Source organism: Streptococcus suis (assembly GCF_046032515.1).
In the GTDB taxonomy this organism is placed as follows: Bacteria; Bacillota; Bacilli; order Lactobacillales; family Streptococcaceae; genus Streptococcus; species Streptococcus suis_AL.
Map to the genome: position 1 here is coordinate 48128 of NZ_JARQPJ010000012.1, position 12705 is coordinate 60832.

A 12705-nucleotide genomic window follows, 5' to 3' on the forward strand; every position below is an offset into this window, starting at 1 on the left:
TCTCTTGTTAAGCTTAAAAAAGCAGAAACTAATACATTTAGCTTCTGCCTTTAAAATTAGGATAACATTCGATTGGTAGCATTTAAGGGAAAACAAATCTTTCTTCCTATGCTGATAGAGCAAAAGAATGAATGATTACTACTTCTCTTCTACTTGGTGAGGTTTCTTACCCGGCATCCAGGAAATTAAACTAAAGATTGCAAGCATTACGCCAACCAGTAAAAGATTATTCCTATCCCCTGTTTTAGGTAACTGTCCTTTAGCGAATTTTTGCTGTCCCACGACACTCACAGAGACTGCCATTTCTTTTGCGGCTGGCTTCGGACTATTTTCTCCTAACCCCTTCTCTAAAGCTACTTCTAATGACGGAAGAACGCCGACTGGTAATTCATGTGTGACTCCCTTACCATTTTCCATTTTGAAAATATGAAGTGGTACTACTATCTCGTCTTGGCTGCGATCATCATAGACCACCCGAACAATCATGGAGTAGTCACCACTAGACTGTGGAATAGGAGTGACTACTACAACATCAAATTGACCTGCTTCAGCTGGTAGACTGATCTGCTTAACAATTTCAGCCGTTGCATCATCACTACTGCTTGCTGGAAGGATACGGGCTTCTCCAGTTACTTGTGGCTGGTAGCGATCCGATTTAGGAAGAACACCGATTGGCAATTCATGTGTGACTCCCTTACCGTTTTCCATTTTGAAAATATGAAGTGGTACTACTATCTCGTCTTGGCTGCGATCATCATAGACCACCCGAACAATCATGGAGTAGTCACCACTAGACTGTGGAATAGGAGTGACTACTACAACATCAAATTGACCTGCTTCAGCTGGTAGACTGATCTGCTTAACAATTTCAGCCGTTGCATCATCACTACTGCTTGCTGGAAGGATACGGGCTTCTCCAGTTACTTGTGGCTGGTAGCGATCCGATTTAGGAAGAACACCGATTGGCAATTCATGTGTGACTCCCTTACCGTTTTCCATTTTGAAAATATGAAGTGGTACTACTATCTCGTCTTGGCTGCGATCATCATAAATAACACGAACCGTGATTGGATAGTCACCATTTGTCTGTGGAAGGTTACTTACAAGTTCATAAACAACTTGACCTGCTTCAGTTGGAAGACTGATCTGCTTAACAATTTCAGCCTTTATTTCCTCAGTACTGCTGTTTGGAAGGACACGAGCTTCGCTAGTTACTTGTGGCTGGTAGCGATCCGATTTAGGAAGAACACCGATTGGCAATTCATGTGTGACTCCCTTACCGTTTTCCATTTTGAAAATATGAAGTGGTACTACTATCTCGTCTTGGCTGCGATCATCATAAATAACACGAACCGTGATTGGATAGTCACCATTTGTCTGTGGAAGGTTACTTACAAGTTCATAAACAACTTGACCTGCTTCAGTTGGAAGACTGATCTGCTTAACAATTTCAGCCTTTATTTCCTCAGTACTGCTGGTTGGAAGGACACGGGCTTCGCTAGTTACTTGTGGCTGGTAGCGATCCGATTTAGGAAGAACACCGATTGGCAATTCATGTGTGACACCTTCCCCATGAGCTGTTTGTTGGACAACAACCTGAATAGACACCCGCTTCTGACTACCATCATCATATTTGATAAGGACTGGTACGCTGTGTTCGCCAAGAGTAGTTGGAAGAGGGTTTACAAGACCTTTTTCAACAGGACCTGCTTGGGCATCAACCTGAACCTTAGCTAAAAGGGCAGTTTCCACCACAGTCAGATCATCATCGGTTTCATAGACATGCTTCTCCTCGACAGTAACGGCATAGACATCTGCTTTCCATGGGATAACCCGAATTGGGATAGTCAACTCATGATTGTCCTTACGAACTTGAAAACTGGTCACTTGTGGTGTCAGGGTAACAGGCACCAATTCCACACCGTACTCACCAAATTGGTCTGGAATAATGGTTTTGGACAGACCTTGATTATCCATCAGTCTCACTTGAAGACCTGACAAGTCTATTTTGTCTGCTGGGCGATAGTCAAGCTTGGTCGGTGAAGTCACCAACTCAAGAGCCGTAATAGCAGTTTTATCGAATACTTTGACTGGTGTCACCAATTCCAATGGAATCTCAATTGTCTTAGAAGTTTGGATATTGTTTAATTGTGTCTGGTCGAAACTTGAAGCAATCACATAATGACCTAGATCTGGTTGAGGCAAACGATCTCCCAAATCTGTCACAGAAGAACCGGCTGGCAAGGTCAGGCTTTCCTCTTTGACAAGTCTTTCACCTTCTTTGAAACGAAGGTTGATTTGGAGGTTAGCAGGGACAACCTCAACCGCAACCTCAACCCGCTTCTGACTACCGTCATCAAATCTGACAAGGACTGGTACGTTGTGTTCACCAAGAGTAGTTGGAAGAGGGTTTACAAAGCTCTTTTCAACAGAACCTGCTTTGGCATCAACCTGAACCTTAGCTAAAAGGGCAGTTTCTACCGCAGTCAGATTATCATCCGTCTCATAAACATGCTTCTCCCCAACAGTAACTGCATAAACATCTGCTTTCCATGGGATAACCTGAATTGGAATAGCCACCTCATGAGTATCTTTACGGACTTGAAGACGAGTAACTTGTGGGGTCAGGGTAACAGGCACCAATTCCACACCGTACTCACCAAATTGGTCTGGAATAATGGTTTTGGACAGACCTTGATTATCCATCAGTCTCACTTGAAGACCTGACAAGTCCACTGTTTCAGCCGGACGATAGTCTGTCTTAGTCGGCAGGATTACCAATTCAAGACCTGTAACTGCAGTTTTATCGAATACTTTAACTGGTAAGGCAGGCGTAATCAATTCCAATGGAATATCAATTATCTGAGAAGTTTGCAGGTTGTTCAATTGAGTCTGGTCGAAACTTGAAGAAATCTCATAATGACCTAGAGCTGGTCGAGGCAGGCGGTTTTCCAAATCTGTCACAGAAGAGCCTGCTTGCAAGGTCACACTTTCTTCCTTAACAACCGTTTCACCATCTTTGAAACGAAGGTTGATTTGGAGGTTCTGCGGTGTCTGAGTCGGCTCTGTTAAACGATAGGCTACTCCATCCTGAACCAAGTCAAAACGATTATAGCCTTTCTCCAAGGTAATACGAGCTGTAGGAGATAATAGTCCCTCAACCCTTACATATTCCTTGTCTATATTCTTGGTCAGATCTTGTTCAAATCCTCTGACAAGAACCTGAACACTATCTTGAATATCTCCTGTTACCTGCAAGCTAGAGCTAACTGGGATAATCAGTTTTCCATCTCCAATCAGTTCACCGACTTCAAGATTCTGGTCCATATCCAGATTGAGAAGGCTACCTTTTTCCACTTCTAGTCGGGTGGAGATACTAGAAACTCGATTAGATAGGGTAATATTGGCTTGATCTTGCAAGGCCAATTCCTGCACATCTACTAAATCTAGCCCATAGATACGAGTTGCTTTCAGACTCACTTGGTTATCTGAACTATTAGTCGCCATAACTTTCTTGATATTGCCGGAATTACTCTCTAGGCTAACCCGACCAAGTGTTTGGTTACCATCTACACCACCTAAGTCAATCCCTTGATCAACCTTGGCAAATTCTGAGTCTATGATAATCTCAACCGGAATCAAACTAGCCCCTTGGGCATTGCCCGCAAAAATTTGCTGGAAGCGAGTGTCTGAGGAGCCGCCAATAATCGAGATCCGAGCATGGCTTCCTGAAGGGGTGTCAGTTGGTGAACCTGCAATCAAGATTGGACGAAGACCTGTCTGAGCCTGACTGATGGTCGTTGACACATTATTAAAGGTCAGATGGTTACCATCCGCATAAATTTTCGGTTGTTGAGCACCATCTGGAATCATCGCAAGGTTGAGATTGGTCAGAGTCACGTCTTTTGTCGTCAGCAGATTAAGTCCACGGAGATTTAATTTATTTCCACGACCATCAATTGTCACCGCCTTATCAATGACAAAATTCGTTGAAAAATTTTGTCCATCACGATGAATGATATCACTAACCAATTTAATAGTATCACCATCTTTAGCTTGAGAGAGTGCATAAGATAAACTTTGATATGGATTTGTTTCCGTTCCCTGACCATCGGTAGAGGTTTCAGCACCATCGGTAACATAGAGCTCACGCGCCTTTGGTTGACTGTAAATACTTGTACGGAATTCATTTGTATCTTTCAAATATGCTTGGAAAATCTGATTTTTCAACTCTCTAACAGCATTTACACCAGTTGACAAAAGAACGTTATTATTTGCGTTGACTTTAAGTTGTTGTAAGTCTTTAGCAATGGCTTCATCCATTTTAGTTTGAATTGCAGTAAAATCACTGGCTACACTAGTGGGTTTTAGCTCAGACACCTTGGCAATGCGGCGATTGAACATAGCCTTCTTAAAGGTTGCTAAATTCCCATCGAATTCAGGCATAATAGCTGCAAGAGCTTCCTTATCGTTTGCATATTGGTCAGAAATGTAGGCCACCATCCCTTTTTCATAGCCGTACTCGCCTAAAATTTCATAGGCATTCCGTTTAAAGCTAATATCACCTCCGCTACCCGAATCATTTTGTAGAGCCGCATAAATCGGTTCAAAGAGAGGAATGGTATAGTAGGAGTTCGTACGGGCTGTTCCTCGTGTATTAAGCCCATCAAACTTATACCGTCCCGAAATTAAGCCTTGATCTACAAAATCAGCAATCGTCTGTAAGTTAGCAGCTGAAGTCGTATCAATGGAGTTTACAATTTCAGTCGTTTTTCCGCCACCATTATTAGCTGGATTTGGAATGAGACTGATTTTATTAAGCAGAACAGCCCTTTCATCAGGAGCCTTCTTCAAGATTGACTGGGCCTCTGCATAATCTAAAGTATAGAGGACATCTAGCATTCCCTGCATATAGGTTTTCAAATCTGTAGAGGTTTGGAAACGACTTGGATGCCCATTTTGGGTTCTATCGCCCGAAATAGTATAAGCAGTATTGAGGTTAAAAATCGGATCTGAAGTCGGTGATGCAGACATATTCAACGATTCAAATAACCCTCTCGCAAATACTTCCTGCAACTGATCTGGTCGACGACTATGTCCATTTAACCAAACGGTCTTATCCAACATGTGTGTCAACTCATGAGTGTAGACAGCATGGCCATCATTAGTTAATGACTTATAGAGGAAATTGTTCATACTATTGGTCCCATTGGCTTGACCTCCTGCACGAACAAAATTGATATAAAGATTCATGGGACCGATAAACTCCTGCACTCCTGTCAAGGCTTTAGGACCTGATTTAGGCGACCACAATTGTTCTGCAGAATCCTTTCCAGTTGAATAGGCTTGCAGAGAGTCAGTTACAATAATCGGTTCATAAGTTTTTAATCGTTCACTCTGTTCACTAATACGATACCAAAAATCCAAAAAAGCTTGTTGATGAGTTGCATAATCAGCTATTGTAGTTTTTAAAGCAGCTCGGTTGCTATCGTTTTTTTCGGCCAGATAGGTATCTACCGCACCATAAGTGATGGTATTTGTCGTACTAATGGCATAGAGCGAATCATCACTCAGGTTCAGAAGAGGCAAAATGTGGTTCTGCCACCGCTGGCTATCTCGCAAGGTGGTGTAGAGTTTTGTTTGACCATGAGGACTGCTAGCTTCAACAATATAAGCCTTGGAAGTATCTTTAAACCAAGCTGAAACATCTTCTTGACCCGTCCAACGTGGAACTTGACTTTCAATAAACTGAATTGCATCAGCATGATTAGTAATCGGGCTTAGTTTTCGTTGGTAGGTCTCCAAGTTGTTTCTCAACTCCAAATCAGCATAAGCCAAATCGCCTATCGCCAATAAATTGGTCAAGGGTTCACTACTATTTCCAAACACTTCTGGATGGTACAAAATGAGGTCTTTGGCTGAAAAATTACCAAATTGAAACCCATACTGACGGTCAAGATAGGTCAAGCCAAGTAAAATCTTCTCTTTGTTTGCTTTGATTGTATTAGCATCGACTGTAGTCGTTTTTTCAAAAACACCAGCCAAAATACTATCCAAATTTGTCTGAACAGCATTAAAGCTATCCCGCATATCCAACTGGTCCATATAGACCTGTCGCTTGCGCTGGGACATTTCTTCATCAGTTAGAGCCTTACCACCATTTTCCTTTTTTAGAGCCTGCTCCAATAGTATTTTTTCTAGCGGCCTCTCTGAATGATTTAAATGCTCATACAGACTCTCATAGTCAACCGCCTTCAATTCAGGTGATACTGCGCTAACTAGTTCTGAGATATTTTGACCATTCTTTATTCTTGGGAGATTAGCTGCATTAGCTTCTTCAATTTGACTGGTCCCATCTGCAAACACTGTTTGTAGTTTAACAGCCGATTGATTAGTCAAAGAAGTTACCAGCTTTCCATTGGCATCTAGTGGCAGTTTAGCCAACTCCTGAGCTGCCACACTGCGTGCTCTTCGTGCTGAACGTAACACAGGCTGAACGACTTCTTCTACTGCTGCTGTTTCAGTTGGCTGAACTGGTTGAGTAACCTCGTCCGTTGAACCTGCTGGTTCTTGTGCCGTTTGAATAGATTTTGGTTCTACTTGCTCAATAATCTGATGAGAATTTTCGACTGTGAGAGTGCTCTCATCACCAGCTGTATTTGACTGCTCTTCTGCAGTCTGTTCTTGCCCTGCTTCTGCTGGAAGTGCTGCTTGGGGTGCTGAAATGTCTTGAGAAACCACTTCCTTCTGAATAGCTGGTTCTACTTCCACAAGCTGGCTTTCTTGAGCTGGGTTCTCCTGTGTGGCTTGGTTTAATGAGGAACCAACAGTTTCTGGAATTTGAACAGTTACCTCATTGGTTTCCTGCAGTTGATTTGCTTGATCTGTTACTACCTGACTCGTTTGCTGGCTACTAACATTTGCTTGTGTTGCCTCTTGGGCAGCCACAGCCTGTCCTCCAGCAACACTAAAGCTAATTGCTAAGGCAACAGATACGACACCGATGGAAAACTTACGGATTCCAAAATGCTGCTTCTTTTGTAAAAAATGCAAATTCATTAAAATATAGTCTCCTTTTTGAGCCAAATAAAAAATCTACTACAATTATATAATAAATAAGAATGCAACACAAAGAAAACGCTGACAAATTTATCGCAACGAAAGATTTCCCAACAATAACCGTCAGGAAACCAATAAAAACTATTATTTTGTATCAAATCGTTCAAACTTTACTCCCTCACCGTTTCAATCCTCCACTCCCTCCAACCTAGAAAGCGAATAGCTCCTTGCTGGTCGGTACGATAGACTTGGATATTCCGACTGTCAAAACGGTCCAAGGTTTCTTGGTGAGGGTGTTTGTAGCGGTTATTTTCTCCTGCTGATACCAGAGCAATCTTGGCTCCGATATGGTCTAGAAATTCAGGATAGGAAGAACCTTTGGAGCCGTGGTGACCAGCTTTGAGGACATCGACGGGCAGGTTGGGATAGGTTTCTATCAAGTCTAACTCCCCTTGCTCCAAATCTCCTGTAAAGAGAAAATTGGTTTCCAACAAGCGACCGTAAAGGACAATGGAGTCATTATTGCCACCGTCGCCCGTTCCACTTGGATAGAGAACCTCCAGATAGGAGTCAAAAATCGGCAAGCGGTCGCCTACCGCCACCACATGGACAGGGACATTGATTTCTTTCAAGGTTGCTACAAAGTCAGACACCGTCAGACTTCCCGGCGACACGTAAATCCGTCCAATTTTCACCTGCTTAGCCACTTCCAGCACATCACCCACATGGTCTGTGTCGGTGTGGGTCAGCACTAGACTATCAATCCTATCGACACCCCGACTATGCAGATAGGGAATCAAAGTCCGCTCTGCATTAGCCTGCGAAGACCGCTCCTGCCACGCTTCCTTGGCCGCAAAATCGACTCGTCCGCCCACATCAATCAGAACCGTCCGCCCCCGCATATCCCGCAAAAAGATGCTATCCCCCTGCCCGATGTCCACTACCGTCACCTCGTTTTCCAGCGGGTGTTTGGTTATGAAAAATAGCAGAGCGAGGACCAAGCTCAGTCCTAGAAGCCATTTCTTTCTCCTGTGGAAATCGTAGAGCAAGAAGAGGCTGACCAGCAAAAGCAAGAGGACCAGCTCAGACGGCTTGCCCAGTATCCAAGGTCTGAAACCAAAGTCAGCCACCCAGACAATGATTTTTTCCATAAAGACGAAAAATCCGTTGACCCAAGTAATCTTGACGATTGGCGACAGGAGAAAAATAACTGACAAACCTGGCAAAAGCAGGACATCAAAGACAAAAGAAAAGGCAAAGGTCAAGAGGATAGACAGGGGCTGAAAGGCATAGAAATAGGTCATCAGCACCGGCAAAATTCCCAGCGAAATACTGAGACTCTCCACCGCAGCCTTTTTGACCTGCCCCAAGTCTTCAAAATCAAAAACCGTCAGCAAGAAAGCATAGGTAAAGGTCAGGACACCGCCAGCTGTCAGCAGAAATCGGGGCAGAATCAGCAGACAGACAAAGACCGACACCGCAAAGTTATCCAACTTCCGCAAGCCTAGATTACCCAGAATTTTTTGAACCAAAGACCGCACCACTGACACAGAAAAGCCTGTCAAACCAGCATAGACAAGGGAAAAGAGAATTTGTAACTTATCCACTGTTTCCTTGGTCAAGCCCAAACGCAGTAAAATCCAGCGAAACTTATCGATGAAAAATCCAACTTGCATACCAGACAGGGCAAAGAGATGAATGATTCCTAAACTAGAATAGAGGTCACTCATCTGGTCGAAATCACTATCCAGCTCCCCAAACAAGAGCCCTGTCATGTAGTGGCTCATGGGTGCCGGAAAATTAGTTTTGATAAAAACAAGCGCACTTCTCCGCCAGCTTGATAACCAGTCAAAAACATTCCAAGACTGGACTGGGACAATCTTCTTGATTGCCGTAATCTTGACTATCCGATAAATGCCCTGGGTTTTCAAGTAGGTCTGATAGTCAAAGCCCTTGAAATTACGTTGACCAGCTGGCAGGCTGACCTCTGCTTCCACTTCAAGCTGGACCAGACCTGTCAGCTTTTGAAAATAAGTCTGCTCCTCCTGACTAGCTAATTTGTAGAACACCTGATAGGTTTGTCCGTCAGCCCGACCACGAAAAGACAAGCTGTCCCCGTTTACTTCAATCGTATCTGGAATAATCTGCACAGTCGTCACTTGCTCTGGGGCTGACTGATCTGCCCGCTCCCATTGGACCTTCTGGCATCCGAAAAACAAACTGCACAGGGCTAGAAGCGGCAGCGTCTTGAGAAAAACTGTCTTGCCTTGCCGAATCCAAAAGACAACTACTACCAGACTCAACAGGCCCATTGTCAAGAGGGAAAAGGAGTGGACTGCAAAGTATGCCGCCACCGCTAAGATGGCTAGGTGGATGGGCTGGCAGGGGAGCTTAGTCAACCGTGACATAAGGTCGGATGCTTTCCATAGTCTTGTCGCCGATGCCCGACACATTATTGAGGTCATCCACCGACTTGAAGCCGCCGTTGGCCTCACGATAGGCGATAATGTCCGCCGCCCGCTTGGCACCGATACCCGAAATGGTCTGCAGGTCAGCCTCGGTCGCCGTATTGAGATTGACCAGACTGGTGCTTTTTTCTTCTGGGGACATAGCAGAGCTGGTAGTCGTGCTGGCCACCACCGAGATATTTTCATCCTTGCTGGCCACATAGACCACCGCTTCGTCGCTGAGCTTCTGAGCCAGATTGATAGACTTGGGGTCTGCCTGACTGGTCAAGCCGCCAGCTGCTTCAACTGCATCATTAACACGCGCACCAGCTTCTAAAGTGTAGAGTCCTGGTTTTACTACCGCTCCTTTGACATCGACGACCAGCTGGCTGAGCTCTTCACTCTCTTCTGTACTGGTTTCCTCCGTCTGTTCTTGACTGCTAGAAGTTTGTTCGGTCTGTGGAAAGTCTGTCAGTCCTGTCTGGTCAGACTTGGCTGGTTGACTGAATATTAAGAACGTCGCCATTAGCAAGCCAGCCACTGCTGGCAGAGCAATTTGCCACTTGTATTCTTTAAGCATTTCTATATAAGTTTTAATCGTTTCCATAAATTACCTCCACCTATATAGTTCGTAAAAAATACAAAAAACCCGCAAGCTGCGAGTTTCATTTACTTATTTTTTATCCAACTGAGTACTTGGTTGCCAGAAGAAGCTGGCAATATAGCTAAAGGCATAGGTCAATCCCAAGATAAGAGCAACCAGTAAAAGAACTGGGATACGATAGATATAAGTCAAGATATTTGGTTTTTTCTTGGTTTGGAAAGATGCCGCATGGTCATCTAAGCGTTTGAACTCAGCCTCAATTCGGCTAGTTACTTCTGCTGTACCTGCATCATCCATACGCTTGATGTCCGAAACATCGATAGGATTTCCAAAAGCCACATCGATTCGCTCACCAGCTAGGAGCCCCTTGATAGTCATGGGACCCACATAGGTAGCTGGCATGAGTTTGACCTTGGCTGACTTGGCAATGACCGCCACACCACCTTTTAGTTCAGATGAATGACGGCTACCTGATGGGAACATGACAAGTGAACGGTCACTTTTTTTCAACATGTTGACTGGATATTTGATGGCTGCCATGCCAGGATTGTCACGGTCAATTGGAAAGGCTCCACATTTTGAAATCCACCAACCAAAACCGCGGTCCTTGAAGAGTTCTTTTTTAGCCATAAAGATGAACTGCTTGGGAGCAGCTGCGTAGCCAAGAAAGACTGGATCCCAGAAGGTTTTATGCGGAGCGATAAGAATATAATTTTCCTCCTGTGGCAAAATCTTCTCTCTATCATGATAGTGAATATTGCCATTGATGGCCCACAACAAGAAAGTTAATAGTGTTCGTAGATAAGAATAAAACATAAACTTCTCCTTTTTCAATCCCCTCTATTATAGCACAAATTTGCTTCAGGGCGAAATGTCATATTCATTCAACTTTACGGTCAAAATACCCACTATTTACATAGCCCAGACTTGTCAAATATCCTCGATAGGTTTACAATAGAAACATGATTACAATTGAACGTGTATTAGACATCTTAAAAGCGGATGACAACTTCCGCCATATCAAACAAAATAACCAGACTGACAGCCCTTGGACAGATATCCAGTTTGACGCCCTCAGCTATGACAGCCGTAGGGTTAGCCCAACAACCCTCTTTTTTGCCAAGGGTTTGGCCTTTAAGAAGGAATTTCTGGAAAAGGCTATCGAGGCTGGTCTTGCTTTTTACGTGTCTGAAATCGACTATGAGGTCGGCATTCCTGCTATCATCGTCCATGACATCAAGCAGGCTATGAGCCTGATTGCTATGGATTTTCATGGTCATCCTCAGAAACAGCTCAAACTCCTGGCTTTCACCGGCACCAAGGGTAAGACAACGGCGGCTTATTTTGCTTTTAACATTCTCAAACAGAGCCACAAGCCTGCCATGCTTTCGACCATGAACACCACGCTGGACGGTGAGACTTTCTTTAAGTCTGCCCTAACCACGCCTGAAAGCCTGGACCTCTTTGCCATGATGGCGGAGGCGGTCAAGAACGGCATGACTCACTTGATTATGGAGGTGTCTAGCCAGGCCTATCTGGTCAAGCGGGTTTACAGGCTGACCTTTGATGTCGGCGTTTTTCTCAACATCAGCCCCGACCACATCGGCCCCATTGAGCACCCGACCTTCGAGGACTACTTCTACCATAAGCGTCTGTTGATGGACAATAGCAGAGCAGTTATTGTCAATGCTGGAATGGACCATTTTGAAGTCGTGAAGGAGCAAGTCAGCTCAAAGGACCATGACTTCTATGGACCGACTTCTGAAAACCAGATTAGTCAGTCAGCAGGTTTTGACTTCACAGCGACCGGCAAATTAGCTGGCCACTACGACATCCAGCTGATTGGTGGCTTCAACCAAGAAAATGCCATCGCAGCAGGACTGGCCTGTCTCCGCTTGGGTGCAAGTCTGGAAGATATTCACACAGGGATTGCCCAAACCAATGTCCCTGGTCGTATGGAAGTCCTGACCCAGCAAAACGGTGCCAAGGTATTCGTGGACTACGCTCATAACGGCGATAGTGTCAAGAAGCTGATTGATGTCGTCTTAGAGCACCAGACTGGCAAGGTGTTTTTGATTTTGGGAGCTCCTGGTAACAAGGGAGAAAGTCGCCGCAAAGACTTTGGTCTTCTGCTCAATGACTATCCGCAGATTCAGGTCATTCTGACAGCTGATGACCCCAACCGTGAAGACCCGGCTGCTATTGCCGAGCAAATCCGTGCCCACATGACCCGTCCAAGCAACTTTATCTTGGAGCGGGAAGAAGCCATTCGCACAGCCATGAGTCAGACAAGCTCTCCGAAAGATGCCGTCATCATCGCAGGCAAGGGGGCTGACGCCTACCAGATTGTAAACGGCGAAAAGACCGCCTATGACGGTGACATCGAAGTAGCAAAACAATATTTGTAACATACGGAGGCTGGGCAAAAAGCCCAGCACCGCTTCTCAAAGTTAGTGTCAACATCTCAGCGCAGTGGTTGATTGGCTTTAACAGTCCAGTGGACTGTTAAAGGTTGGAGATAGTATTTGCGAAGCAAATCTCAGCAATTCGTGTTTTACACTCCAAATCTAACCATTACGACTGATGCGAACAGAG

5 protein-coding genes are annotated in these 12705 nt (G+C 44.6%); 1 reads left to right on the forward strand and 4 read right to left on the reverse strand.

Annotated elements, in window-relative coordinates; genetic code table 11:
* Positions 1–138: 138 nt before the first annotated feature.
* The 4 genes from P7J49_RS06780 to P7J49_RS06795 all read right to left on the reverse strand — a co-directional run bounded on the left by P7J49_RS06780 (position 139) and on the right by P7J49_RS06795 (position 10926).
* Complete coding sequence (locus P7J49_RS06780) at positions 139–7059, reverse strand: ZmpA/ZmpB/ZmpC family metallo-endopeptidase (protein ID WP_408570132.1); 6921 nt, start codon at positions 7057–7059, stop codon at positions 139–141.
* A 170-nt stretch (positions 7060–7229) separates the two neighbouring features.
* Positions 7230–9467 carry a DNA internalization-related competence protein ComEC/Rec2 gene (locus P7J49_RS06785; RefSeq protein WP_408570134.1) on the reverse strand — a complete coding sequence of 746 codons (2238 nt, stop codon included), beginning with the start codon at positions 9465–9467 and terminating at the stop codon, positions 7230–7232.
* Positions 9451–10113, reverse strand: coding sequence for a helix-hairpin-helix domain-containing protein (locus P7J49_RS06790; protein WP_408570136.1), 663 nt, complete (start codon positions 10111–10113; stop codon positions 9451–9453). The genes P7J49_RS06785 and P7J49_RS06790 overlap by 17 nt, the downstream gene beginning before the upstream one ends.
* 66 nt (positions 10114–10179) lie before the next feature.
* On the reverse strand, positions 10180–10926 hold the full coding sequence (locus P7J49_RS06795; RefSeq protein ID WP_014735985.1) for a lysophospholipid acyltransferase family protein: 747 nt from the start codon (positions 10924–10926) through the stop codon (positions 10180–10182).
* 146 nt (positions 10927–11072) lie between these two features.
* On the opposite strand from P7J49_RS06795, the gene P7J49_RS06800 reads away from it, so the two are divergent.
* Positions 11073–12518 (forward strand): UDP-N-acetylmuramoyl-L-alanyl-D-glutamate--L-lysine ligase, encoded by a 1446-nt coding sequence (locus tag P7J49_RS06800; RefSeq protein WP_408570139.1) that lies wholly within the window; start codon positions 11073–11075, stop codon positions 12516–12518.
* Positions 12519–12705: the final 187 nt, after the last annotated feature.

What these genes read in the sequence shown, in the direction of transcription:
- P7J49_RS06780 (WP_408570132.1), bottom strand. Translation starts at nt 7,059, where the DNA reads ATGAATTTGCATTTTTTACAAAAGAAGCAGCATTTTGGAATCCGTAAG.
- P7J49_RS06800 (WP_408570139.1), top strand. Translation starts at nt 11,073, where the DNA reads ATGATTACAATTGAACGTGTATTAGACATCTTAAAAGCGGATGACAAC.
- P7J49_RS06785 (WP_408570134.1), bottom strand. Translation starts at nt 9,467, where the DNA reads ATGTCACGGTTGACTAAGCTCCCCTGCCAGCCCATCCACCTAGCCATC.
- P7J49_RS06790 (WP_408570136.1), bottom strand. Translation starts at nt 10,113, where the DNA reads ATGGAAACGATTAAAACTTATATAGAAATGCTTAAAGAATACAAGTGG.
- P7J49_RS06795 (WP_014735985.1), bottom strand. Translation starts at nt 10,926, where the DNA reads ATGTTTTATTCTTATCTACGAACACTATTAACTTTCTTGTTGTGGGCC.